This is a genomic window from Microbacterium sp. RG1 (genome assembly GCF_005347485.1).
Classification (GTDB): domain Bacteria; phylum Actinomycetota; class Actinomycetes; order Actinomycetales; family Microbacteriaceae; genus Microbacterium; species Microbacterium binotii_A.
In genome coordinates, this window is sequence record NZ_CP034121.1 from 2,556,017 (window position 1) to 2,578,978 (window position 22,962).

Sequence of the window (22,962 nt, forward strand, 5' to 3'; positions counted from 1 at the left end):
TGTCCGCGGGTGGGGATGGGGAAAGAGAGGTCGGGCTCAGGCCTTCGTCTTGCGGCGCCGCTGCCAGGTGTCGGCGGCGACGGCGGCGACGATGACGAGACCGGTGACGACGGTCTGCCAGAACGACGAGATCCCGTTGATGTTCAGGATGTTCTGCAGCAGGCCGATGAAGACGACGCCGATGATGGTGCCCCACATGGTGCCCGAGCCGCCGAAGAGCGCGGCACCGCCGATGATGACGGCCGAGATAACGGTCAGCTCGAGGCCGGTACCGGTGACGCCCTGCACGTAGGACAGGAAGGACAGCCCCAGCACGCCGGAGACGCCGGCGGTGAGTCCCGACAGGACGAAGGCCGTCAGCTTGACCCGCTTGACGTTGATGCCCACGAGGCGCGCGGCCTCCTGATTTCCGCCGACCGCGTAGGTGTTGAAGCCGAGACGCGACCGTGAGAGCAGGACGATGCCCGCGGCGGCGATCACGGCGAAGATGATCAGCTGCATCGGGACGACGCCGAACAGTCGGCCCTGACCGATGAGCGTGAACTCCGCGACGCCCGCCTGGTCGCTCGAGAGCGAGATCGGCGCGCCGTCCGAGATGAGCAGGGTCACCCCGCGGAAGACGCTCAGGCTGCCGAGGGTGACGATGAAGCTGGGCACGCCCAGCAGCACGACGGCGAGTCCGTTGAGCAGACCGGCCACGATGGCGACGGCGAGGCCGATGAGAATGGCGAGAGGCCAGGGCATGCCCGCCGTGATGGCCATTCCCGTGGTGATCGCGGAGAGCGCGTAGATGGAACCGACGGAGAGGTCGATCTCACCGTTGATGATGACGAACGTGGCCCCGATCGCCATGATGCCGATCTGCGAGATCTGCTGGCCGACCGAGAGCAAATTGCCGCTCTGGGCGAAGTTCGGCTGCAGGACGACGCCGAGGATGAACAGCAGCACGAGCGCCGCGAACACGCCGGCCTCTCGAGCGTGCAGGAGCTTGCGAGGATTGAACCGGGTGGACTGCGTCGGTGCAGCGATGGCGGTCATGACGGGCTTCCAATCGGGACGGTGGTCAGCTGGGGGAGTCGCTCACGTGTCGGCAGTGCCGGGATGACGCCCGCGATCGTGACGGCGTGGGCTCCGGCGTGCGCTGCGAAGCGCGCCGCATCCGCGAGCGACGCGCCTTCGGCGAGACCCACAGCGAGAGCCGCGGTGAAGGCATCGCCGGCGCCGGTCGTGTCGATGATCTTCGCGGCGTCGACCGGTGCGATCTCCTGAAGTCCGTGCTCATCGGCGAGCAGCGCGCCCTGCCCCCCGCGCGTGAGGATCACGGCGCCGCCCGTGCGCTCTCGCAGCCGCGAGACGAGTTCTTCGTCGCTGAGGCCATGACCGGGCGCAAGCCCGAGAAGAACGGGCGCCTCCGTCTGGTTCGGGGTGATGACGTCGATCGTCGACCAGATGTCTTCAGGGATCGCACGGGCGGGTGCCGGATTCAGCAGGGTGCGCGTGCCCTGTTCGCGACCGATGCGCAACGCTTCGAGCACCGCCGCCTCGGGAATCTCCATGGAGACCACGAGCACGTCGGCCGCGGCGATCTCTTCCGCGAAGCCGCGCACCGCGACCCCGTCGAGTTCGTCCAGCGCGCCGGGGGCGATCGTGATGCGGTTCTCCCCCGAAGGCTCGACGAGGATGAATCCGACCATGGTCGGACGCGTCCCGGTCACGACGTGAGCGTCGTCGACGCCCTCCGCGGCCCACAGCCGGCGGGCCGCGTCACCGAATGCGTCTCGGCCCACAGCCGTGAGCAGCGCCACATCCGCACCCAGGCGCGCGGCACCGATCGCCTGGTTGGATCCCTTACCGCCGGGCCCCTCGTCGTACTCGCCGCCGGACAGTGTCTCGCCCGGTCCGGGAGCCTTCGGGACCCGCATGGTCAAGCCGGCGCCGTAGCTGCCGACGACTGCGATCTTCATCGCTGTCGACTCCTTTGTCTATGAACAACCCTGTACATGGAGAAAGCTAAAGTGTCCGGCGTCGCTTGTCAATCAGCGTTTCGACGAGCCTGCGCGTGGCGCAGCGGGCGACAGAGCGGCACGCGGCAGGATCTGCGAAGCGTTGCGCAGGCCCGGAGGCGGCGCTTCCGCGCGCGACTCTGCGGCGGAACGCGCCCGTGAACGCAAGAACCGGCCGGGATGAATCCCGACCGGTTCTGTCTGTGCGCGAGGGGGGAGTTGAACCCCCACGCCCTTTCGGGCACTGGCACCTGAAGCCAGCGCGTCTGCCTATTCCGCCACTCGCGCGAGTCGCTCATCAGAGATGTGCGAACTCAACCTGCCGATCGTATCACGCCCGATCACGACCCGAGAAGTCGGCCGCGCAGCGCTCCTGCGGAAGTCCTGCACGGCCTGTTCAGCCCGTACAACTACGATGGTGCCACCCGTCCAGCCGCCTGAGGAGTCGCGTGGGACTACTTGACAGCTTCGAGAGAGGTCTCGAACGCGCCGTGAACGGCGCGTTCGCCAAGACCTTCCGCAGCGGTGTCCAGCCGGTCGACATCGCCTCAGCCCTGCGCAGCGAGCTCGACACGAAGGCCGCCGTCGTCTCGCGCGAGCGCATCCTGGCGCCCAACACCCTCACGGTGCAGCTGGCGCCGGCGGACTACGAGCGGATGCGGGCACTCGGCTCCTCGCTCACCGACGAGCTCGACGCGCTCGTCACCAAGCACGCCCGCGCCCAGGGCTACACCTTCGCCGGCCCCCTGTCGATCTCGCTGTCGAGCAGCGCGACCCTGTCGACCGGTCAGGTGCGCGTCGAATCCTCGACCGCCGCGGGTCGGGTCGCCTGGAGCGCCGTGCTCGACATCGCCGGCAAGCGGCATCCGCTCAGCGCATCCCGCACCGTCATCGGCCGCGGCAGCGATGCCGACATCACGATCTCCGACTCGGGCACGAGCCGCAAGCACGTCGAGATCCTCTGGGACGGCGAGCGGGCGATGGTGCGCGACCTCGGCTCGACGAACGGCACGAAGCTCAACGGCCGGAAGATCGACGAGGCCCCACTGCCTCCGGACGCGACCGTCTCCATCGGACGCACCGACATCGTCTTCCGCATCGTCGCCCAGGCCACGGGGGGCCGTGCGGCGCCCGTCGACGACGACGCGACGCGTGCCTTCTCGCTCGACGACATCGACCGCTGGGGGAAGGCCTGATGAACGAGCTCCCGCTTCTGCTCCTGCAGATCGGCTTCCTGCTGCTGCTGTGGTTCTTCGTCTTCGCGGTCGTGTACTCGCTACGCGCCGACCTCTTCGGCGTGCGCGTGCGCAAGATGCCCGAGCAGGCCGCCGCCGCGGCTGCCGCGCCCGCCGCGGCCACCACCGCGCCCGTCGCTCCGAAGGCCTCTCCGCGAAAGTCCTCGAAGGGTCAGAAGGCGACGACGGAGGCGGTGTCCCGCATCGTCATCACGAGCGGACCGAAGGCGGGCCTCGAGCTGCCGCTCGGCACCGAGCCCCTGACGATCGGCCGATCGAGCGAGTCGGGGCTCGTCATCCGCGACGACTACACCTCGAGCCACCACGCGCGTCTCATGCTCTGGGGCGACCAGTGGATGATCCAGGACCTCGACTCCACGAACGGAACCTGGCACGACGGCGAGCGCGTCGCGAGCCCCGTGCCGGTCCTGGTGGGCGCCCCGATCAAGGTCGGCGCGACGACCTTCGAGCTCCAGGGCTGATCCGTCGAGATGGTCTTCCAGGGCTCGAGCGCCGCACTCTCGCACACCGGAAAGGTGCGCTCGAACAATCAGGACTCCGGGTACTCGGGTTCCAACCTGTTCGTGGTGGCGGACGGCATGGGCGGCCACGCCGGCGGTGACGTCGCCTCCAGCCTTGCCATCGCGCGCATCGCCCAGCTCGATCGCCCCTTCGCCTCGACCGTCGATGCCGAGCGCGCCCTGCAGCAGGCCGTGACCGACACCGCCGGCGACATCATCGACACGGTGCGCGTGCGGCCCGCCCTCGCCGGTATGGGCACGACGGTCAGCGCGCTGCTGATGGTCGACGACTACGCCGTCATCGCTCACATCGGCGACTCCCGCATCTACCTGTTCCGCGACGGCGCGATGACGCAGATCACCACGGACCACACGTTCGTCCAGCGCCTCGTCGACTCCGGTCGCATCACGCCGGAAGAGGCGCGCTACCACCCTCGGCGCTCGGTGCTCATGCGCGTGCTCGGCGACATGGATCCCGACCCCGAGATCGACACGTTCATCATGCCGACGCGTCCGGGCGACCGGTGGCTGCTCTGCTCGGACGGCCTGTCCGGCGTGGTCGACGACGCCCACACGCAGAAGGCCCTCGCCGCGGGACAGGCGCCCGCCCGCACCGCGGATCTCCTGCTGAAGCAGGCGTTGGATGCGGGGGCTCCCGACAACGTGACGGTCGTCATCGTCGACATCGGGGGCCACCATCCGGTCTTCTCGGGAACGCCCACCATCGTCGGCTCTGCCTCGAACCCGACCGGCGTCGTCGTCCCCGCCGCCCGCCCGGGCCGCTCGTCGTGGCTGCATCCGGGACGCCAGGCGGCGAACGAACCCACCCACTTCGAGCCGGCACCGGAGTTCCTCGAGGAGCTCATCGAGGAGGACCGCCGCCGCGCGCGCCGACGCCGCATCGGCTGGCTCGTCGGGCTGCTGCTCGTGCTCGCCGCCCTCGCCGGTGCCGCGTTCGCGGGCTACAGCTGGACGCAGACGCGCTACTACGTCGGCGCCGACGACGACTCCGTCGTGATCTACCAGGGCGTGCAGCAGGGCATCGGACCGATCTCGCTGTCGAGCGTCTACGAGGACACCGACATCGCCCTGGCGGATCTCAGCCCGTTCGACCGACAGAGCGTGGAATCCACCATCTCGGCGCGTTCCCTCGCGGACGCCCAGTTGATCGTCGACCGACTCCGACCGGCAGAGGGGCAGTGATGACCGCCGAAGCCCCCGCGACCGACACCTCCGTCATGCGCGCGCTGCGCCGCATCCGGATGCCGCAGAAGCAGCGCAACCGCGAGCTCGGACTGCTGCTGTTCGCCCTGGCCATCAACGGCGCAGCCGTCGCACTCGTGCAGCTGGGGGCGAAGGGGGCGATCGACCCGAGCTTCCTGTACTACTCCGGCGGGCTCGGCGTGCTCGCCCTCGCCCTGCACATCGTGCTGCGCTTCGTCGCTCACGACGCCGATCCGTTCGTCGTCCCGATCGCGACCGTGTTGACGGGACTCGGCCTCGCGATGATCTACCGCATCGACATCGAGATCGACAGCGAAGGGTGGGCCGCCGCCTCCACGCGTCAGATCGTCTGGGCGGCGATCGCGATCGCCGCGGCGATCGCCGTCGTGCTCCTGCTGCGGAACTACCGCGTGCTGTTCCGCTACACCTACGTGTCCGGCTTCATCGGCGTCGCGCTCCTGCTCCTGCCCTTCGTTCCGGGCCTGGGCACCAACCAGAACGCCGACGTCTGGGTCAGACTCGGATTCTTCTCGTTCCAGCCGGGTGAGCTGGCCAAGCTCGCACTGGCGATCTTCTTCGCCGGCTATCTGGTGCGCACGCGCGAGAGCCTCACGTCCGTCGGCAAGAAGTTCCTCGGCATCACCTGGCCGCGCGCCCGCGACCTGGGTCCCATCCTGGTCGTCTGGCTGATCTCGCTCGGCATCATCGTGCTCCAGCGCGACCTCGGCACGGGCCTGCTGATCTTCGGCATGTTCGTCGCGATGCTCTACGTCGCCACCGGCAAGACCGGCTGGGTGCTGCTGGGGGTGGGGCTCGCCGTCGCGGGCGCCGTCGCCGCATCGCAGGTGCTGACCTACGTGGGATGGCGCTTCGCCAACTGGCTCGACGCCTTCAACCCCGACATCATCGACCGCACGGGCGGCAGCTACCAGCTCGTGCAGGGGATCTTCGGTCTGGCGCACGGCGGCCTGCTCGGCACCGGCCTCGGACAGGGCCGCCCCTCGATCACGCCGCTGGCGCAGAGCGACTACATCTTCCCGAGCCTCGGCGAAGAGATCGGACTCATCGGCGTCTTCGCGATCCTCTGTCTGTACATGGTCTTCACGAGCCGGGGACTCCGCGTCGGGGTCGCCGGGCAGGACGACTTCGGCAAGCTCCTCGCGACGGGCCTGTCGTTCACGATCGCCCTGCAGGTGTTCATCATGGTCGGCGGTGTGACACGCGTCATCCCGCTCACCGGCCTGACGACGCCGTTCCTCGCCGCCGGCGGTTCCTCCCTCGTGGCCAACTGGATCATCGTCGCGCTCATCCTGCGCATCTCGGATGCGGTGCGCAATCAGCCCAGGGTGGTGATCGGATGACCCGCGAAGTCCGCCGGCTCAGCTTCGTGATGCTGGCCATGTTCCTCGTGCTTTTCGGTTCGACCAGCGTCATCCAGGTGTTCCAGGCATCGACGCTGGCCGAGAACGGCGAGAACCGCCGCGCGCTCTACGACTCGTACGAGATCCAGCGGGGCTCGATCATCGCCAGCGGTGCGGCGATCGCCTCCTCCAGCCCGAGCGGCGACGTCTACAGCTGGCAGCGCAGCTACACGGATGCCGACATGTGGTCGCCGGTGACGGGATACATCAACGCGGCGCTGGGGTCGGCGACCGGCATCGAGCAGGCCATGAATCGCGAGCTCTCCGGAACCGGCGGAGGCCAGTTCTTCTCCCGCGTCGAGCAGATCTTCACCGGGCAGCCCCCGCAGGGCTCCAACGTGGTGCTCTCGGTCGACGCGAACGTGCAGAAGGTCGCGTACGACGCGCTCGGCGACCTGCAGGGCGCCGTCGTGGCGATCGAGCCGAAGACCGGCCGCATCCTCGCCATGGTCTCGACGCCCGGCTACGACACCAACCTGCTCGCCTCGCACGACCTCGCCGCAGTGCAGGCGTCGTACAACGACCTCATCAACAATGCGCTGCAGCCGATGTCGAACCGCGCCATCGCCGGCAAGATGAACCCGCCGGGATCCACGTTCAAGCTCGTAGTCGCCTCCGCGGCTCTCGCCTCGGGCGAGTGGACCCTCCAGTCGACACTGCCGAATGTCGCCAGCTACACGCTTCCCGGCACCTCGACCTCGATCAGCAACGCCGGCGGCGGCGCGTGCGGCCCGGGCGAGACGGTGACCCTCGCCGACGCCCTGCGCCTCAGCTGCAACATCCCCATGGCGGAGCTCGCCGTGCAGCTCGGCGACGACGCCATCCGCACCGAGGCGCAGAAGTACGGCTTCAACACCTCGTTCGCGACGCCCGTGGACTCCGCACCTTCGGTCTACCCCACCGCCGCACTCAGCGACGACAGAACGGCCCTCACCGGTTTCGGTCAGGGCGATGTCCGGGCGACTCCGCTGCAGATGGCCATGGTCTCGGCCGGCATCGTGAACGGCGGGATGGTCATGAATCCGCAGATGGTGGACCAGGTCATCGGACCGGATCTGTCGGTTCAGCAGCAATTCGAGCCGACCGAGTTCGGGCGGGCGCTGAATGAGGATCTCGCCGACCAGCTGGCGAGCGCGATGGTCGCCAATGTCAGTGACGGCGTGGCGTCGAATGCAAGAATAGACGGAGTCGACGTGGGCGGTAAGACGGGGACGGCGGAGAACGGCGGGTCCAACCCGTACACGCTCTGGTTCACCGGGTTCGCGCCCGCAGAAGACCCCGAGGTCGCGGTCGCAGTAGTCGTCGAGAACGGCGGCGGGCAAGGTCAGTCGGGCAGCGGTAACTCCATCGCAGCGCCCATTGCAAAGAAGGTCATGGAGGCGGTGCTGGGACGATGAGGCCGACACAGGGAGCGACGTTCGGTGGGCGTTACGAGCTGGATTCGCGCATCGCCATCGGCGGTATGGGCGAGGTCTGGGAAGCCACTGACCACGTCATCGGGCGCACGGTGGCGATCAAGATCCTCAAGGACGAGTACATGGGGGACCCCGGGTTCCTCGAGCGGTTCCGCGCCGAGGCGCGCCACGCCGCACTCGTGAATCACGAGGGCATCGCCAGCGTCTTCGACTACGGCGAGGAGAACGGCTCTGCCTTCCTCGTCATGGAGCTCGTGCCCGGCGAGGCCCTCTCCACGATCCTCGAGCGCGAGGGGTCGCTGTCGACGGACAAGACGCTCGACATCGTGGCGCAGACCGCATCCGCCCTCCAGGCCGCGCACGCCGCAGGCCTCGTGCACCGCGACATCAAGCCGGGCAACCTGCTCATCACGCCCGACGGTCGTGTCAAGATCACTGATTTCGGGATCGCGCGCATCGCCGACCAGGTTCCGCTGACGGCGACCGGTCAGGTCATGGGCACCGTGCAGTACCTCTCGCCCGAGCAGGCGTCAGGGCACCCCGCATCCCCCGCGACCGACATCTACTCGCTCGGCATCGTCGCGTACGAGTGCCTTGCGGGAAAGCGCCCCTTCACGGGCGAGTCGCAGGTGGCGATCGCGATGGCGCAGATCAACGAACAGCCGCCGCCGCTGCCTCCCACCGTCGCGGTTCCCGTACAGAACCTCGTCATGGCGATGATCGCCAAGAAGCCCGAGGAGCGGCCGGCGTCCGCGGCTGCCGTCGCGCGCGCCGCCAGCGCCCTGCGCCGCGGCGACGTGACGGCGGCGACCGTCGCGGTGCCCGCCATCGGCGGCGCCGTGGGCGCGGACGATGCGACCCAGCTGCTGGGCGTCGGCGAGACGCAGGCAGCCACGCAACTGCTGAGCGCCACGACCGCCGCATCGCCCGTGGCCGAGCCCGCGGGACGCAAGCGCAGTCCCTGGACGTGGCCGCTCGTCGCCCTCATCGTCCTGCTGCTGATCGTGCTGGGCGGCACCCTCTGGGCGATCTTCGGCAACCAGAACCCCGATGCCGGACCGACGGAGACGAGCACGCGGACGACGGTGTCGACCCCGCCGTCCACTCCGACTCCGACCACCACGACCGTGGATGTCGCGGCGCTGGATCTGGTGGGCAAGACGTGTGATGAGGCGACGGGGATCGCCCAGCAGGCTGGACTCCAGGCCTCCTGCACGCCGGGCAACCCCGCCCCGAGCCCCGACCAGGTCGGTCTGGTGTACAGCGTGAGCCCGACCGGCAACGCGCCCGAGGGTTCGCAGCTCACCCTGACGGTCTACGCCGACCAGACTCCGATCGGCGCCCCCACCGAACCCCGCATCGAGGTCAACGGCCAGAAGGCCGCGACCGTGACCGCCGGCTCCACCGTGCAGATCAACTGGGACGGCTTCACCTGTCCGTCGGGCACGGGATCGGTGGTCAGCTACAACTTCACGGCGGTCAACGGCATCTTCACCTCGACCGGCCAGTCCACAGCCGCCGCTGGACCCAACCAGCGTCCGATCCCTCTCGAGGTCGGGACGAACACCGGGCAGGCACTCATCGTCAGCTACACCGTGACCTGCTCCGGCTCGGGCGACGGCACGACGCGCAACTCCGAGACGTCGCCGCAGGCTCAGGCCAACGTGCAGTCCTCGTCGCCGTCGCCGTCGGCCACCACCAATCCCCTCCTGGGCGGGAACTGAGCACGAGCCGCCGACTCGCCCCGGATACTGCCAGGGCGGGTCGGTTAGGCTTTGATCTGTTGCACCCAGGGAGTCGCCGTGTCAGATGATCCACGCGTACTCGCCGGTCGCTATCGTGTCGATGAGCTCATCGGTCGCGGGGGCATGGCGAGTGTGTACCGAGGCTACGACCTGACCCTCGACCGCGAGGTCGCGCTCAAGATCCTCCGCCGCGAGCTCGCCGACGACGCGGCTTTCCGCACGCGTTTCCGGCTGGAGGCGCAGGCCGCCTCGCGGATGTCGCACCCGACCATCGTGCGGGTCTTCGATGCCGGCGAGGACACCGAGACGACCCCCGACGGCGTCGTGCACCCCGTTCCGTTCATCGTCATGGAGCTCGTCAACGGCGAGCTCCTGAAGGACATCATCGCCGGCGGCGACGTGCCTGTGACCGATGCGGTGCGCTACGTCGACGGCATCCTCGAGGCCCTCGAGTACTCGCATCGCGCGGGCGTCGTACACCGCGACATCAAGCCCGGCAACGTCATGGTGACAGCCGCGGGCCAGGTCAAGGTCATGGACTTCGGCATCGCGCGCGCGGTGTCCGACTCCTCCTCGACGGTCGCCGAGACGACCGCCATCATCGGTACCGCCGCCTACTTCTCGCCTGAGCAGGCCAAGGGCGAACCGGTGGATGCACGCGCGGACCTCTATTCGACCGGTGTCGTCCTGTACGAGCTGCTGACCGGTCGGCCTCCCTTCCGCGGCGAGACCCCGGTCGCCGTCGCGTACCAGCACGTCAGCGAGACGCCGGTCCCCCCCAGCGAGCACACCGAGAGCATCCCTCGCGGCCTCGACGCTCTCGTGATGCGCGCCCTCGCGAAGGATCCGTTCCAGCGATTCCAGGATGCGGCCTCCTTCCGTGCCGCGCTCTCGGAGGCCGTGGGTGGCAAGGCCCCCAGCAAGCGCCAGCTCGGAGCGCTCACGAGCGAGCTGTACGGCGCGAACCCCCGTCAGGCCGCCGAGACCGCCCGGTCGCTCAGGCAGCTGTCGACAGACACGACGATGCGCCGGACGCAGGCTGGGCCTCCCGTCGCCTGGATCTGGTCCGGTGTCGCGGTGCTCGCCGTTCTGCTCGTGTCCGTGCTGTTCTGGGTCGTGACCATCCGTCCCGGCGATGCCGTGCCCGACAGCGCGCGCATCGTGCCGGACCTCACGACGATGACCTACGACCAGGCCGTCGACGTGCTAGAGGAGCAGGACCTCCTGTCGGATCGAGTACCCGTGGCCGACGATCGGATCACCGAAGGCAGCGTCGTGCGCAGCGAACCCGCAGCGGGCGACTCGGTTCAGGTCGGGCAGACCATCAAGCTCTACGTCTCGACCGGGAAGGAGAGCGTCGCCGCTCCGACGATCGTCGGCCTCAACGAGACCGACGCCCGCCAAGCGCTCACCGCAGCGGGTCTCGCCGTCGGGACGATCACCCCGGTGAACGACGCGAAGGCACCCGCCGGCGAAGTGCTCAGCGCGAGCACCGCATCCGGCGATGTGACGGCGGGAGTCGAGATCCCGGTCGGAACGACCGTCAACCTGCGCGTCGCGAGCGGTCGCGTGGTTCTGAACGACGTCACCGGTTACACGATCGAGGCCGCGACACGCGACCTCGAGGCGCTGGGACTGAGCGTCGTTCCGAGCGCCGATCCCGGCTGCAGGGCGACCGGCACGACCCCGACCGTCCGCGTCATGTCGCTCGCGCCCGGTGAAGTGCCCATCCGCTCGGAGATCACGCTCACCTACTGCGCCGGCTGAGTGCTCGTCCCGCGGTGGGGGGTGAGTGTCAGCGCACGAGACGGCGCATCCTCGGCGCCGATCCCGGCCAGCCAGGTGGCGAGCATCCGATAGCCGTACTCGGTCAGCACGCTCTCCGGGTGGAACTGCACCCCGCTCAGCGGCAGATGGCGGTGTTCGAGCGCCATCACCGTGCCCTCCGGGGTGCGAGCGGTGACACGAAGCACATCCGGAATCGTCTCCGCTGCGACCGCGAGGGAGTGATAGCGGGCCGCGGAGAAGGGAGAGGGCAGCCCCTGGAGGATGCCGCTCCCGTCGTGGACGATCGGCGACGTCATCCCGTGCATGAGCTCGGGAGCCTGCACGACGCGCGCGCCGAACGCCATCGCCAGCGCCTGATGGCCGAGACAGACGCCCAGCAGCGGCGTCCGTGTCTCGGCCGCGGCCGCCACGACGGCGAGCGAGGATCCGGCGCGCTCGGGCGTCCCGGGCCCGGGTGAGACCAGGACTCCGTCGAAGCCCACGAGGGCGGTGGTCGCCGCATCCGCGTCGATCTCGTCGGCCTCGCGCATGACCGTGTCGGCCCCGAGCTCGCGCAGGTAGCCCACCAGCGTGTGGACGAAACTGTCGTGGTTGTCCACGACCAGCACGCGTGCTGCCGTCACTGGACGGTCGACTCCTGCGGGTCGACCATCGACGAGATCCACGGGAAGACGTACCAGAAGAGCCCGTAGAGAACGGCCGCCGCGACGACCAGGACGATGAGCAGTCGGACCCACCAGGGGCCGGGAAGGATGCGCCAGAACGCTGCGTACATCAGGTCACCGCCTCGCTCAGGGATGCCGGCGCGCCTTCGGCTCCGGGCGTGAAGGACTCGAAGACGGCGTACGCCACGAGACGCTCCGAGAACCCGTAGCGCGGACTGCAGGTCGTCATCGTCAGATAGCGTCCGTTGGCCTCCACGCCCTGTTCCCGCGGCACGGGCAGCAGCACGTCGACGGAATCGGGGGTCACGTACTCCATGCTGCGGTAGCGGTAGGTGTACCAGCCGTCCTGCGTCTGGATGACGATCGCATCGCCCACGTGCAGATCCGGCAGATTCATGAAGGGTGCACCGTGGCTGCCGCGGTGGGCGGCGACGGCGAAGTTGCCGACGGCGCCCGGCATCTGCGTGCTGGAGTAATGACCGATCGCGCCGAGATCCAGGCTCTCCGATCGGCCGACGCCGCCCGCGATCTGCACGGCGTAGTCCGGTCCGAAGCGCGGGATGTGCATGATGCCGAAGACTTCACCGCTGGCAGCATCCGGGAGGACGATCGGCTCGGCGGTGCTCACCTCGGGCGTGCTCGACGCGCTGGTCGACGGAGAGGGCGTCGACGGCGTGTAGTTCTGCGCCCACTGCTCGGCGATCGCCTGTCCGGCAGCGTTGTTCTGCTGCCCCTGAATCCAGTCACCGACCCACAGCTGCCAGCCGACGTAGAGGAAGGCCAGCACGCCGACGGTGATGAAGATCTCTCCGATCACCCCGAGCACACTGATCCGACGGCGCGGCGGCGTGGCGCTCCGGCGCGAACGCCGCGTGGCGGCGGGCGGGGTGTCGGTCACAAGGGGAGTCTAACTGTCGCAGGTGACGCAGAAGCCTGACCCCTAGAATGTGCACATGGCACGCTCCGACAACGACGAGGACCTCACCCCCGCTGGCGCCGGTGAGCCGGCTCCCAACCCCGTGTGGTTCAAGCCCATCATGATCGGTCTCATGCTCGTGGGACTCGTGTGGGTTCTCGTGTTCTACCTCAGCGGGATGCAGTTCCCCATCCCGGGCATCGAGGCATGGAACCTCGTGATCGGCTTCGGGATCGCCTTCGTGGGCTTCCTCATGACCACTCGGTGGCGCTGACGGCTCAGCGCCACCGAATTACATCCGTGTGATTCATCCCCACGTGTGGATGAACCTGTGGATAACTCTCCCGGTCACACCCAGATCGCGGGGGCGAGGGCAAGCAGTCCGATGAGAACGACGCTCCATCCGCTCAGCAGCGCGATCTGAAGCGCGCGACGCCGACGCTCTCGCGTCGTGACGTAGATGAGCCCGACGACCGCTCCGGCGACCAGGCCGCCGACGTGCGCCTGCCACGAGATGTTGAAGCCGGGGACGAAGCCGATCACGAGGTTGATCGCCAGCACGATGATGATGCCGGTGATGTCGTTGCCCAACCGGCGCGCGATGACCATGAGCGCACCGAAGAGCCCGAAGATCGCCCCTGAGGCGCCCACCACGAACGAGTCGCGAGCGATGAGGTCGACGAGGACGGACCCGCCGAGCGCACTGATCAGATACAGCGTGAGGAATCGGGCGCTGCCGAGCACGGGCTCCAGGATGCGTCCGATCATCCACAGCGTGAGCATGTTCAGACCGACGTGCCAGAAGCCCGAGTGCACGAGGCTCGCCGTGAGCAGTCGCCACGGCTGGAACTCGCCGGTGAACTGCGGATAGAGATAGCCCCCGCGGAAGCCGAGCCACTGGGTGAGGGGGAGTCCGAGCGAGAGCACGAACACCGCGGCGCACAGGGCGATGATCGTGTACGTCACGACCGGTCGACCGCTGCCCGCAACGAGCGCAACGGGCGCCGACCGGCCCCACCGTCGCTGCGCCTTCTTCTGCGCGGGCGTGGCCGCGCGTCGCTGCTCCGCCATGCACTCCGGACAGATCACCCCGACCGGTGCCTGCGTCTGACACTCAGGACAGATGGTTCGCAGGCACCGCTGACAGAGCACGAAGCTCTGGCGGTCGGGATGCCGGTAGCAGAAGTTCTCGCGGTTGCTCGCGAAGCTCTCGCTCGTCACGGGATGCGGGTGGTCAGACCTGCGCGATGTCGATCGACTCGATCACGACCGGCTCGACCGGCCGGTCACCGGCGCCGGTGGGGACCTGAGCGATGGCATCGACGACCTGGCGCGACGCGTCGTCCGCGACCTCGCCGAAGATCGAGTGCTTGCCCTGCAGCCACGGGGTGGGGTCGGTCGTGATGAAGAACTGCGATCCGTTCGTGCCCTCGACGGCGCCGGTGATGGCGTTGCGACGCTGACCCGCGTTGGCCATCGCCAGCAGGTACGGCTTCTGGAAGGTGAGCTCCGGGTTGATCTCGTCGTTGAACGTGTAGCCGGGACCGCCCACGCCCTGACCGAGCGGGTCGCCGCCCTGGATCATGAAACCGGGGATGATGCGGTGGAAGATGACCCCGTTGTAGAGGGGGCCGGAACCGGGCTGACCCGTGGACGGGTCGGTCCACTCTCCGGTGCCGTCGGCGAGGCCGACGAAGTTCTGAACCGTGCGGGGCGCGTGGTCCCCGAACAGGTTGACGACGATGTCGCCGTGGTTGGTGTGAATGGTGGCGACGGCGGTGTGCTGAGGCATGTTGTCATTGTCTCAGAGTTCGCTGCAAGCCCTGCCGTACGCAGCCGATCCCTCTGGCAAGATGGGCTCACGACTACCCACGGATTAGGGGGATCTCGCATGAGCCTCAGCCGCAAGCGTAAGAAGGAGCTCCGGAAGCTCCAAGGCCACGCCAACAAGGTGTGGGAATCGCAGCAGGTGCTCGTCGGCGAAGCGGCGGACATCGCCCGCGAAGCCGGCCGCCAGCTCGGCAACTACAACCGCGAGCACGTGGTGCCCGCGGTGCGCGAAGGGTACGACCGCTATGCGGCCCCGTACGTGGACCGCGGCGTCAACATCTCGAAGCACGTGCTGAGCGACAAGGTCGTTCCGGCCGCCGGTGCGCTCGTGGGCGGCGCCCTTTCGGTATGGGATGCGGCGGGCGACACCCGTGCGCGCATCGCCGCCGGACGCGGCATCGACCTCGACCCCGCCACGTACAAGAAGAAGGCGGCCAAGTACGGCGCCAAGGCTTCGAAGAAGCTGGCCAAGCGACTGGCCGTCGAGTCGCCGAAGAAGCGGGGCCTGGGCGCCGGCGGCGTCATCGCGCTCATCTTCGGTGTCGCCGCGGCAGCGGGCGTGCTCTACGCCGCCTGGCAGACGCTGCGGGCCGACGACGAGCTGTGGGTCGCGGACGACCCGCTGAGCGCGCCTGACGCGTGAACGAGGATCCGACGAGGCGGGTGCGGGAAGCCGCATCCGCCCTCGGTCTTTCTGTGGAGGTGCGCGAGCGCCCCGAAGCACGGAGCCTCCCCGAGGCGGCCGCGCTCCTGGGGATCTCGCCGGTCGACATCGTCAAGACGCTGGTCGTCAAACGCAGTGACGACACGTTCCTCTTCGCCCTGATCCCGGGCGATCGGGCCATCGCCTGGCCCAAACTTCGTCAACTCGTGGGTGTCAACAAGCTGAAGTTGCCGGACGCTGATGTCGCTCTCGCTGCGACCGGCTACGAGCGCGGCACGATCGTTCCCCTCGGCAGCACGACCGCCTGGCCGGTCTTCGCCGACGAGTCGATCCGCGGACGCCGCATCGCGCTCGGCGCCGGTGCCCACGGGTTCAGTCTTTTCGTGGATGCCGACGCCCTGGTGCAGGCGCTCGACGCGACCGTGGCGGACATCTCCCAGCCCCTCTGAGCGATCGCGCCCGATTCAGCCGAGCGCGGGGTCTCCCTTCGGGACCAGGTACTCCCGCTGCAGCCAGTCGCCGAAGTGCGCCCGCGCGAGGCAGGTCTGGGCCGACGAGCAGCCGATCACGGGATCGTGTGCGGCATACACCGCGAACAGCGACGCCTTGCGCTCCAGGTCCGTCGCGGCGATGTTCGCGGGTCGCTCGGCCGACGGATAGCCGACGGCGTACTCGACCTGCGCGCTGCCTGCGGCACCCGCATCCACCGCGCGTGCGACGAGCGTGCCGACCGATGAGTGATCGGGATGGTCGCCGGCCGAGTCCGGCGCCTCCTTGGGCAGGTGTGTGAGCACACGATCCGGCCCGTATCCGGCGAGGATCTCGACGATCGACTTCTCCAGTGTCGCGACCGACACGGATCGACCCGCGTCGATCGTGCGCAGTGACGGGAGCGCGCCGCTCAGGAGCTTCTCGAGCGTCTGCTGTCCGGTGTAGATGAACGTCGTACCGCTGAGCCCGCCATCCGGCAGACGCAGGAAGAGGAGGGAGACGCGGTCGTCGTCGCTCGGTTTGGTCATCGTGACCGTCATGCCGCTGAGCAGCGTCACCGAACGGTCGACCCATGCTCCGTTCCGCCCGAGCATGGCGTCGTACGCCGCACGGATACCGTTCTCGCGTTCGCTCGCGTAGGTGGATTCGCCTTCTCCCGCATCCGAGTACGTGAAGAAGAAGGTACGAACGCAGGCGCCGCCGCCCAGTTCATCATCGATCACCGGGTTGCCGAAGATCAGGTCATCGTCGTAGTGAGCCCAGAAGGAGACCACTGTGCGACCCTCGCAGGGCTGCTCGATGAAGCTCAGCGGTGAGGCGAAGGAGGAGACATCCGTCCGCTGCAGAGCCATGGGGATGTCTGCGCACTGGTTCGACGTCGCGAAGAAGAGCGCGGCCTCGGCTGCCGGCTGACTCGCCGCCGAGAGCTCGGCGCTGAGAGATGTGGTGTCGGTCGCCAGCGCTGCGGCACAGCGATCGACGACGGTCTGGACATCCTGCGCGGAGAGGGTGTTGGGCGGAGCAGCCGGGGCCGCGGTCTCACTGTTCGGGGCGGAGGGCTGCGACTCACTCGCCGCGCATCCGCCGATTCCGAGAGCTGCGACCAGCACGGCCGCCGCGGACAGAACACGCCATCGCACCACTGATCATCCTCACTGCACGTCCGGCGATCATACGTGCCGAAGGTCACGACTGTGTCGACGTCGCGTCCCATCCGGCCATCCGACGTCCGATGTCGACGAGCCGGACGCGGCGCAGAGCGGCGGCCTCCTCCGGCGTGAACCACTCGGCGCGATCGGTGGACCCGCCCACCTCGTTGCGCAGGCGTCCGCCCGTGATGTGAGCGCGGTACACGATGCGCAGCGTGTGCAGCGCGGACGCGGTCTCCGAGAGTCTTTTCGCCGCGGGGATCACCCGAGAGTCGATCCCGAGCAGCTCGTCGACGGCCACGCGGTAACCGGTCTCCTCCCGGACTTCGCGTCGCACGGCGCGCTCGGGATCCTCCCCTTCCTCGAGGCCCCCGCCTGGCAGTGTCCAGGCACTCCGACGACCCTCGTTCCAATGGGCGAGCAGGATGCGCCCGGTCTCGTCGGTGATGATCGCGTAGGCGGCGACACGCATATCCATGACGTGACTTTACCGGGGTGTGGATAACTCACACTGTCGTTCACGACGCTTCGCTAGCGTGACCGCGTGCCTCTGGACCCCGAAGAATCACTTGCGCAGATCGAGCGCGATGTCCGTCAGAGCGCTGATCGCGCCGCCAAGATGCCCGCCTTCGAGGCCACCGTCTCCGCCATCCGCGGCGCCGCCTGGTCCGCGGCGCGCGACGTCTACGTCCAGGTCGACTCGACGGGCCGCGTCCAGACGCTCCGTCTGGGAGAGACGGCTCTCGCCCGCGGCGCACAGCGACTCGCCTCCGACATCCTCGCCACGATCGTGTCCGCGGAGAAGAACGCTCACGCGGCCACGATCGACGCCGTCTCCGAGCTCCTGGGCGACGACGATCCCATCACCGAACAACTCCGCTCCACCGACACCCCTGACACGTTCGAAAGAGCCTCGAATGACCGAGAACATCGCCCTTGATTTCGATCGGCTTCGGCAGCACGCCGCGCTGGTCACCTCGCTTGCCGATGACGTCACCGGCGCCATCTCGATGCTGAAGGGGGGCGATCTCGCCTCCAACGCCTTCGGGATCCTCTGCGCCTTCCTCGTTCCCCCCTCGATGGCCATGTCCGCGGCGGCGACCGGCCTCTTCGGTGCGGACCAGTCCCTGCTGCTGCGCACCGCCGGGGAGCTCCGCGGCACCGCCGCGCAGTGGGAGCAGTTCGAAGACGACACGGTCACCACCCTTCGTGACCTCGAGAATGCGCTGGGCCTGTGATGACGACTCCCGCCGCCCTCGCCGCATCCGGCTCGTCCTTCGCGTCGCCGTACTCCGGCAGCAAGCTCCTCGATTCCGGCCACGCCCTCTCACAGGCCGTGCGCAACGGTGACTGGCTCGAGGGAGGACTCGCGTTCCTCGACACGCTGGGCAACGCCGCGGCCGCGCTCGCTGATCCCATTGGAACCCTCGCGAGCATCGGGCTCGGCTGGGTGATGAAGTACCTCAAGCCGCTGAGCACCTGGCTCGATCAGCTGGCCGGCAGTGAGGCCAACGTCGCCGCCGTCGCACAGCAGTGGACCAACGCCGGCAGTGCGCTGCGCGAGACCGGCAACACTCTTGTGACGCGCCTGTCGGATCTCGACGGCCTCAGCGGCGACACGGTTCGCACCTACGTCCGGTTCGCGCAGGACACCGCTCAGCACATCGCCGCATCCGGCGATTGGGCCGATGCTGCCGCCGGCGGGCTGCGCAGCGCGTCGTCGCTCGTCGCGAAGATGCAGGGTGTGGTGAAGAACGCCATCTCCCAGGTCGTCGCCACGGCGATCGAAGCCATGGCGGTCGTCGCCGCATCCTTCGGCCTCGGGATCGGCTACGCGATCGCCCGCGTCGTCACCAAGGTCAACCAGCTGGTCAACAAGGTCGTCCGCCCCCTCACACAGGTCGTTCGCTCGGTGAAGTCCCTCGTGGGCTTCGTGCAGCAGCTCGGTTCGCTGTTCAAGAGCACCGAGCGGCTGAGCTCGACCATCCTGGGCGGCGGGGCCACGTCCGCAACGATCACCGCGGGTGCCGTCGTCGATGCCTCCGGCGCCACTCGACTCGGCAACACCGCGCAGGCGAATCTCGTGAGCGCCGGTCAGAGGGCCGACGACTGGCACTTCACGCCGACCGCTGTCGTCTCCACGGGCGTCGGGGCGGAAGGCACCCTGACGGCCGACGGGTCGACGCTCGGCACCGCGGGCCTGGGAGCAGTCTCCGGCGGCGGCGCACACGGTTCCGTCGACGGCGGCGGCATCGGTGCCGGCGGGGCGTACGCATCCGGCAGCGGCGCATCCGGCTCCGGTGCCGGCACGGGCACCCCGTCGTCGATCGTAGGCACGGGTGCGGCGGCGTCCGCGGCCACCGCCGCGAGCGTCGGCAGTTCTCACGCCGCGGCCGCCGGCTCGCGGATGATGACACCCGGCGGCATGATGGGCGGCGCCAGCCGCGACGGCGGGCAGCGCAGCGGTCTCGGCATCCGTCAGGTGGTGCGTGAGATCGTCATCGAGGCGGATGCGGGCGAGGAAGAGCTCGCCACCGCAGAGCGCGACTGACGGCCTTCGCGAATGCCCCGTGCCGACAGGTGCGGGGCATTCGTCATTGCGGTGCTCCCGATACGCGAGAACCGATGCGCATCGGTGATGTCGCCGAGGGAGAAACTGTGGAGCCTAGGAGATTCGAACTCCTGACATCCTGCTTGCAAAGCAGGCGCTCTACCAACTGAGCTAAGGCCCCGTGAGAAGGGTGGTGGGGCTACCAGGACTTGAACCTGGGACCTCTTCATTATCAGTGAAGCGCTCTAACCGCCTGAGCTATAGCCCCTCGGCACCTCGCGGCGCCAACCTCCAAGACTTTACCGGATGCGGACCGGTTTGACCAATCGCGCTCAGTTGGAGGTGAAGCCCACCAGCAGACCGCCGGTGACCTTGACGGCGAGGTTGTAGATCCCCGCGATGACCGCTCCGAGAACCGTCACGACGATGAGGTTCAGGATGGCGACGACCGCCGCGAACGCCATCACCTGCGGGAGCCCCACGAACTGGCTGAGCGAGAGCGAGCCGTCCGAGAACGACTTGAAGAACTCATCGGCCTGGCCGATCAGACCGGTGGTCTGCACGACCAGGTAGACCAGCAGGAACGACACGACCGTGACGATCGCCAGGGCGACGGCCGCCAGGAACGACAGCTTCACGGCCGACCAGAAGTCGACGTAGACGAGGCGGAGACGAACCTGCTTGGCGCTCGTCTTGCTGCTCGACTTCTTGGCGAGCTTGTCGGCTACCGTGCTCATGCGTCAGTACTCTCCTCGGGAACGGTGTCGGCCGGCTCGGTCTCCTGGGATGCGTCGGCATCCGCCGCATCCGCAAGGCGCCGCTCGCTGTTGCGGGCGATCGCGATGATCCGGTCGTCATCATCCGGTCGGGCGAAAACGACGCCCATGGTGTCGCGACCCTTCGCAGGGACCTCGGCCACGGCAGAGCGTACCACCTTGCCACTGGCAAGAACCACAAGGACCTCGTCGTCGTCTCCGACGATCAGAGCGCCCGCCAGATCGCCCCGATCCTCGTGCAATTTGGCCACCTTGATGCCCAGTCCGCCGCGGCTCTGGACGCGGTACTGGTCCACATCCGTGCGCTTGGCGTAGCCACCCTCGGTGACGACGAACACGTCGCCGTCGACAGAGGCGACGGATGCTGACAACAGGCTGTCCGTGCCGCGGAACGACATTCCCTTGACGCCCTCGGTGGAGCGGCCCATCGGCCGCAGCGACGCATCCGTCGCCGTGAACCGCAGCGACATCCCGTGACGGCTCACGAGCAGGATGTCATCGCTCTCATCGACCAGCAGCGCGCTGACGAGCTCATCCTCCTCGCGCAGGCGGATGGCGATGACGCCGCCCTGTCGGTTCGTGTCGTACTCCGTGAGGCGCGTCTTCTTGACGAGTCCGCCGCGGGTGGCGAGCACGAGGTACGTCGCGACGGCGTAGTCGCGGATGTCGAGGATCTGTGCGATCTCCTCATCCGGCTGCAGCGCGAGAAGGTTGGCGACGTGCTGACCCTTGGCATCCCGCCCGGCCTCGGGGACCTCGTAGGCCTTTGCGCGGTAGACGCGGCCCTTGTTCGTGAAGAACAGCAGCCAGTGGTGCGTGGTGGTGACGAAGAAATGCTCGACCACGTCGTCGGCGCGCAGCTGCGCACCCTTGACGCCCTTGCCGCCCCGGTGCTGCGAGCGGTAGTTGTCGCTGCGCGTGCGCTTGATGTAGCCGGCGCGGGTGATGGTCAGCACCATCTCCTCTTCCGGGATGAGGTCCTCCACCGACATGTCGCCGTCGAACCCGTAGAGGATCTGCGTGCGACGCTCGTCGCCGTACTTCGCGACGATCTCGGTGAGCTCCTCGCGCACGATGGTGCGCTGGCGTGCGGGCGTCGCCAGGATGTCCTGGTAGTCCGCGATCTGCGCCTGCAGCTCTTCGGCCTCATCGATGATCTTCTGCCGTTCGAGGGCGGCCAGGCGGCGCAGCTGCATCTGGAGGATGGCATCGGCCTGGATGTCATCGATGTCGAGCAGCTTCTTCAGTCCGCCGCGCGCATCGTCGACCGTCGCGGACGCACGGATGAGGGCGATGACCTCGTCGAGCGCGTCGAGCGCCTTCAGATAGCCGCGCAGGATGTGCATGCGCTCTTCGGCCTTGCGCAGGCGGAACGCCGTGCGGCGCACGATCACGTCGATCTGGTGGGTGATCCAGTACGAGACGAAGCCGTCGAGCGAGAGCGTGCGCGGCACGCCGTCGACGATCGCCAGCATGTTGGCGCCGAAGTTGTCCTGCAGCTGCGTGTGCTTGTACAGGTTGTTCAGGACGACCTTCGCGACGGCATCCCGCTTGAGGACGACCACGAGTCGCTGACCGGTGCGGTCGCTCGACTCGTCGCGGATGTCGGCGATGCCGGTGATCTTGCCGTCGCGGGCGAGGTCACGGATCTTGACGGCGACGTTGTCGGGGTTGACCTGGTAGGGCAGCTCGGTGATCACGAGGCACGTGCGGCCCTGGATCTCCTCGATGTTGACCACGGCGCGCATCGTGATCGAACCGCGACCGGTGCGGTACGCCTCGATGATGCCGCGCGTGCCGAGGATCTGCGCGGAGGTCGGGAAGTCGGGACCCTTGATGCGCTGGATGAGCGCCTCGAGCAGCTCCTCCTGCGTCGCCTCGGGGTGATCCAGCGCCCAGAGCACACCGTCGGCCACCTCGCGGAGGTTGTGCGGCGGGATGTTGGTGGCCATACCGACGGCGATACCGACGGAACCGTTGACGAGGAGGTTCGGGAAGCGCGCCGGCAGCACGACCGGCTCCTGCGTCTGTCCGTCGTAGTTGTCGACGAAGTCGACGGTGTCTTCCTCGATGTCGCGCACCATCTCGAGCGCGAGCGGGGCCATCTTGGTCTCGGTGTACCGGGGGGCTGCCGCGCCCTGGTTGCCCGGGGAGCCGAAGTTGCCCTGACCGAGGGCCAGCGGGTAGCGCAGCGACCACGGCTGGACGAGACGCACGAGCGCCTCGTAGATGGGGGAGTCGCCGTGCGGGTGGTACTGACCCATGACCTCGCCGACGACGCGGGCGCACTTCGAGAACGACTTGTCGGGCCGGAAGCCGCCGTCGTACATGCCGTAGATCACGCGGCGGTGAACGGGCTTGAGGCCGTCCTCCACGCGCGGCAGCGCGCGGCCGACGATCACGCTCATCGCGTAGTCCAGGTAGCTGCGCTGCATCTCGGACTGCAGGTCGACCTGGTCGATGCGGCCGTGGTCGTGCTCGGCGGGCTCCGTCGTCGGACGCTCTTCGTCAGTCATTCGTCTCTTCTTCTCTACGTCGGTGTCGTGTCATCTGACGGATGCGGCTCAG

24 protein-coding genes and 3 tRNA genes are annotated in these 22,962 nt (G+C 68.3%); 13 read left to right on the forward strand and 14 right to left on the reverse strand.

Annotation, left to right across the window (positions count from 1 at the left end; translation table 11 throughout):
* Window positions 1-36: 36 nt before the first annotated feature.
* From EHF32_RS12430 to EHF32_RS12440, 3 genes are all read right to left on the reverse strand, one after another.
* Complete coding sequence (locus tag EHF32_RS12430) at window positions 37-1,038, reverse strand: ABC transporter permease (protein ID WP_137418480.1); 1,002 nt, start codon at window positions 1,036-1,038, stop codon at window positions 37-39.
* Window positions 1,035-1,964 carry a ribokinase gene (locus tag EHF32_RS12435; RefSeq protein ID WP_137418481.1) on the reverse strand — a complete coding sequence of 310 codons (930 nt, stop codon included), beginning with the start codon at window positions 1,962-1,964 and terminating at the stop codon, window positions 1,035-1,037. Before EHF32_RS12435 ends, EHF32_RS12430 begins: the two co-directional genes overlap by 4 nt.
* 243 nt (window positions 1,965-2,207) lie before the next feature.
* A tRNA-Leu gene (locus tag EHF32_RS12440) sits at window positions 2,208-2,291 on the reverse strand.
* Between the two features lie 161 nt (window positions 2,292-2,452).
* Here EHF32_RS12440 and EHF32_RS12445 point away from each other — a divergent pair.
* The 7 genes from EHF32_RS12445 (at window position 2,453) to pknB (ending at window position 11,331) form a co-directional block, all read left to right on the forward strand.
* Window positions 2,453-3,199 (forward strand): FhaA domain-containing protein, encoded by a 747-nt coding sequence (locus EHF32_RS12445; protein ID WP_137418482.1) that lies wholly within the window; start codon window positions 2,453-2,455, stop codon window positions 3,197-3,199.
* Window positions 3,199-3,720: an FHA domain-containing protein FhaB/FipA gene (locus EHF32_RS12450; protein ID WP_137418483.1), complete on the forward strand. Its 522-nt coding sequence runs from the start codon at window positions 3,199-3,201 to the stop codon at window positions 3,718-3,720. Before EHF32_RS12445 ends, EHF32_RS12450 begins: the two co-directional genes overlap by 1 nt.
* Window positions 3,721-3,729: 9 nt before the next feature.
* Window positions 3,730-4,962 carry a PP2C family protein-serine/threonine phosphatase gene (locus tag EHF32_RS12455; protein WP_137418484.1) on the forward strand — a complete coding sequence of 411 codons (1,233 nt, stop codon included), beginning with the start codon at window positions 3,730-3,732 and terminating at the stop codon, window positions 4,960-4,962.
* Window positions 4,962-6,344, forward strand: coding sequence for an FtsW/RodA/SpoVE family cell cycle protein (locus EHF32_RS12460; RefSeq protein WP_137418485.1), 1,383 nt, complete (start codon window positions 4,962-4,964; stop codon window positions 6,342-6,344). Before EHF32_RS12455 ends, EHF32_RS12460 begins: the two co-directional genes overlap by 1 nt.
* Window positions 6,341-7,801, forward strand: a complete 1,461-nt coding sequence (locus EHF32_RS12465) for a peptidoglycan D,D-transpeptidase FtsI family protein (protein ID WP_137418486.1) — start codon at window positions 6,341-6,343, stop codon at window positions 7,799-7,801. Before EHF32_RS12460 ends, EHF32_RS12465 begins: the two co-directional genes overlap by 4 nt.
* Window positions 7,798-9,543, forward strand: coding sequence for a serine/threonine-protein kinase (locus EHF32_RS12470; protein ID WP_137418487.1), 1,746 nt, complete (start codon window positions 7,798-7,800; stop codon window positions 9,541-9,543). Before EHF32_RS12465 ends, EHF32_RS12470 begins: the two co-directional genes overlap by 4 nt.
* 144 nt (window positions 9,544-9,687) lie before the next feature.
* A complete protein-coding gene (pknB, locus tag EHF32_RS12475; RefSeq protein ID WP_443189875.1) occupies window positions 9,688-11,331 on the forward strand; it encodes a Stk1 family PASTA domain-containing Ser/Thr kinase in 1,644 nt (547 codons plus the stop codon).
* Here pknB and EHF32_RS12480 read toward each other — a convergent pair.
* Genes EHF32_RS12480 through EHF32_RS12485 form a run of 3 tightly spaced genes read right to left on the reverse strand, consistent with a single transcriptional unit; the run spans window position 11,316 to window position 12,915 of the window.
* Window positions 11,316-11,975, reverse strand: a complete 660-nt coding sequence (locus EHF32_RS12480; protein WP_137418489.1) for an anthranilate synthase component II — start codon at window positions 11,973-11,975, stop codon at window positions 11,316-11,318. The two genes, pknB and EHF32_RS12480, sit on opposite strands and share 16 nt — an antisense overlap.
* A complete protein-coding gene (locus tag EHF32_RS15930; protein WP_192900642.1) occupies window positions 11,972-12,127 on the reverse strand; it encodes a hypothetical protein in 156 nt (51 codons plus the stop codon). The genes EHF32_RS12480 and EHF32_RS15930 overlap by 4 nt, the downstream gene beginning before the upstream one ends.
* Complete coding sequence (locus tag EHF32_RS12485) at window positions 12,127-12,915, reverse strand: class E sortase (protein ID WP_137418490.1); 789 nt, start codon at window positions 12,913-12,915, stop codon at window positions 12,127-12,129. Before EHF32_RS12485 ends, EHF32_RS15930 begins: the two co-directional genes overlap by 1 nt.
* Before the next feature lie 55 nt (window positions 12,916-12,970).
* Between EHF32_RS12485 and EHF32_RS12490 the strand changes: the two genes are divergently transcribed.
* The gene (locus EHF32_RS12490) at window positions 12,971-13,207 is read left to right on the forward strand and encodes a cell division protein CrgA (protein ID WP_137418491.1); all 237 of its coding nucleotides are present in this window, start codon (window positions 12,971-12,973) and stop codon (window positions 13,205-13,207) included.
* A gap of 74 nt (window positions 13,208-13,281) precedes the next feature.
* Here the strand turns inward: EHF32_RS12490 and EHF32_RS12495 are convergent, their stop codons facing one another.
* Window positions 13,282-14,154 carry a rhomboid family intramembrane serine protease gene (locus EHF32_RS12495; RefSeq protein ID WP_137418492.1) on the reverse strand — a complete coding sequence of 291 codons (873 nt, stop codon included), beginning with the start codon at window positions 14,152-14,154 and terminating at the stop codon, window positions 13,282-13,284.
* 13 nt (window positions 14,155-14,167) lie between these two features.
* Window positions 14,168-14,725: a peptidylprolyl isomerase gene (locus EHF32_RS12500; RefSeq protein WP_137418493.1), complete on the reverse strand. Its 558-nt coding sequence runs from the start codon at window positions 14,723-14,725 to the stop codon at window positions 14,168-14,170.
* Window positions 14,726-14,824: 99 nt separating this feature from the next.
* Here EHF32_RS12500 and EHF32_RS12505 point away from each other — a divergent pair, with 99 nt between their 5' ends.
* Together EHF32_RS12505 and EHF32_RS12510 are read left to right on the forward strand one after the other, a co-directional pair.
* Complete coding sequence (locus EHF32_RS12505; RefSeq protein WP_137418494.1) at window positions 14,825-15,406, forward strand: DNA helicase; 582 nt, start codon at window positions 14,825-14,827, stop codon at window positions 15,404-15,406.
* Window positions 15,403-15,876, forward strand: coding sequence for an aminoacyl-tRNA deacylase (locus EHF32_RS12510; protein ID WP_238343703.1), 474 nt, complete (start codon window positions 15,403-15,405; stop codon window positions 15,874-15,876). Before EHF32_RS12505 ends, EHF32_RS12510 begins: the two co-directional genes overlap by 4 nt.
* A gap of 15 nt (window positions 15,877-15,891) precedes the next feature.
* Here EHF32_RS12510 and EHF32_RS12515 read toward each other — a convergent pair whose 3' ends face one another.
* Both EHF32_RS12515 and EHF32_RS12520 read right to left on the reverse strand, forming a co-directional pair.
* Window positions 15,892-17,061 carry a PIG-L family deacetylase gene (locus EHF32_RS12515; RefSeq protein WP_161594107.1) on the reverse strand — a complete coding sequence of 390 codons (1,170 nt, stop codon included), beginning with the start codon at window positions 17,059-17,061 and terminating at the stop codon, window positions 15,892-15,894.
* 43 nt (window positions 17,062-17,104) lie between these two features.
* Entirely contained in the window at window positions 17,105-17,545 is a 441-nt protein-coding gene (locus tag EHF32_RS12520) for an NUDIX hydrolase (protein WP_137418496.1), read from the reverse strand.
* Between the two features lie 66 nt (window positions 17,546-17,611).
* Between EHF32_RS12520 and EHF32_RS12525 the strand changes: the two genes are divergently transcribed.
* Genes EHF32_RS12525 through EHF32_RS12535 form a run of 3 tightly spaced genes read left to right on the forward strand, consistent with a single transcriptional unit; the run spans window position 17,612 to window position 19,618 of the window.
* Window positions 17,612-18,007 carry a hypothetical protein gene (locus tag EHF32_RS12525; protein ID WP_137418497.1) on the forward strand — a complete coding sequence of 132 codons (396 nt, stop codon included), beginning with the start codon at window positions 17,612-17,614 and terminating at the stop codon, window positions 18,005-18,007.
* Window positions 17,985-18,305 (forward strand): hypothetical protein, encoded by a 321-nt coding sequence (locus EHF32_RS12530; protein ID WP_137418498.1) that lies wholly within the window; start codon window positions 17,985-17,987, stop codon window positions 18,303-18,305. Before EHF32_RS12525 ends, EHF32_RS12530 begins: the two co-directional genes overlap by 23 nt.
* The gene (locus EHF32_RS12535; RefSeq protein WP_137418499.1) at window positions 18,305-19,618 is read left to right on the forward strand and encodes a hypothetical protein; all 1,314 of its coding nucleotides are present in this window, start codon (window positions 18,305-18,307) and stop codon (window positions 19,616-19,618) included. Before EHF32_RS12530 ends, EHF32_RS12535 begins: the two co-directional genes overlap by 1 nt.
* A gap of 108 nt (window positions 19,619-19,726) precedes the next feature.
* Here EHF32_RS12535 and EHF32_RS12540 read toward each other — a convergent pair.
* The 4 genes from EHF32_RS12540 to gyrA all read right to left on the reverse strand — a co-directional run bounded on the left by EHF32_RS12540 (window position 19,727) and on the right by gyrA (window position 22,910).
* Window positions 19,727-19,799 (reverse strand) — tRNA-Ala (locus EHF32_RS12540).
* A 10-nt stretch (window positions 19,800-19,809) separates the two neighbouring features.
* A tRNA-Ile gene (locus tag EHF32_RS12545) sits at window positions 19,810-19,886 on the reverse strand.
* A gap of 64 nt (window positions 19,887-19,950) precedes the next feature.
* Window positions 19,951-20,355, reverse strand: coding sequence for a DUF3566 domain-containing protein (locus EHF32_RS12550; protein ID WP_137418500.1), 405 nt, complete (start codon window positions 20,353-20,355; stop codon window positions 19,951-19,953).
* Entirely contained in the window at window positions 20,352-22,910 is a 2,559-nt protein-coding gene (gene gyrA, locus EHF32_RS12555) for a DNA gyrase subunit A (protein ID WP_137418501.1), read from the reverse strand. Before gyrA ends, EHF32_RS12550 begins: the two co-directional genes overlap by 4 nt.
* Window positions 22,911-22,962: the final 52 nt, after the last annotated feature.

Coding starts and splice junctions, on each gene's coding strand:
- EHF32_RS12550 (WP_137418500.1), bottom strand. CDS start 20,355: ATGAGCACGGTAGCCGACAAGCTCGCCAAGAAGTCGAGCAGCAAGACG.
- EHF32_RS12520 (WP_137418496.1), bottom strand. CDS start 17,545: ATGGATATGCGTGTCGCCGCCTACGCGATCATCACCGACGAGACCGGG.
- EHF32_RS15930 (WP_192900642.1), bottom strand. CDS start 12,127: ATGTACGCAGCGTTCTGGCGCATCCTTCCCGGCCCCTGGTGGGTCCGA.
- EHF32_RS12535 (WP_137418499.1), top strand. CDS start 18,305: ATGACGACTCCCGCCGCCCTCGCCGCATCCGGCTCGTCCTTCGCGTCG.
- EHF32_RS12470 (WP_137418487.1), top strand. CDS start 7,798: ATGAGGCCGACACAGGGAGCGACGTTCGGTGGGCGTTACGAGCTGGAT.
- gyrA (WP_137418501.1), bottom strand. CDS start 22,910: ATGACTGACGAAGAGCGTCCGACGACGGAGCCCGCCGAGCACGACCAC.
- EHF32_RS12465 (WP_137418486.1), top strand. CDS start 6,341: ATGACCCGCGAAGTCCGCCGGCTCAGCTTCGTGATGCTGGCCATGTTC.
- EHF32_RS12505 (WP_137418494.1), top strand. CDS start 14,825: ATGAGCCTCAGCCGCAAGCGTAAGAAGGAGCTCCGGAAGCTCCAAGGC.
- EHF32_RS12490 (WP_137418491.1), top strand. CDS start 12,971: ATGGCACGCTCCGACAACGACGAGGACCTCACCCCCGCTGGCGCCGGT.
- EHF32_RS12500 (WP_137418493.1), bottom strand. CDS start 14,725: ATGCCTCAGCACACCGCCGTCGCCACCATTCACACCAACCACGGCGAC.
- EHF32_RS12430 (WP_137418480.1), bottom strand. CDS start 1,038: ATGACCGCCATCGCTGCACCGACGCAGTCCACCCGGTTCAATCCTCGC.
- EHF32_RS12530 (WP_137418498.1), top strand. CDS start 17,985: ATGACCGAGAACATCGCCCTTGATTTCGATCGGCTTCGGCAGCACGCC.
- EHF32_RS12450 (WP_137418483.1), top strand. CDS start 3,199: ATGAACGAGCTCCCGCTTCTGCTCCTGCAGATCGGCTTCCTGCTGCTG.
- pknB (WP_443189875.1), top strand. CDS start 9,688: ATGGCGAGTGTGTACCGAGGCTACGACCTGACCCTCGACCGCGAGGTC.
- EHF32_RS12455 (WP_137418484.1), top strand. CDS start 3,730: ATGGTCTTCCAGGGCTCGAGCGCCGCACTCTCGCACACCGGAAAGGTG.
- EHF32_RS12460 (WP_137418485.1), top strand. CDS start 4,962: ATGACCGCCGAAGCCCCCGCGACCGACACCTCCGTCATGCGCGCGCTG.
- EHF32_RS12435 (WP_137418481.1), bottom strand. CDS start 1,964: ATGAAGATCGCAGTCGTCGGCAGCTACGGCGCCGGCTTGACCATGCGG.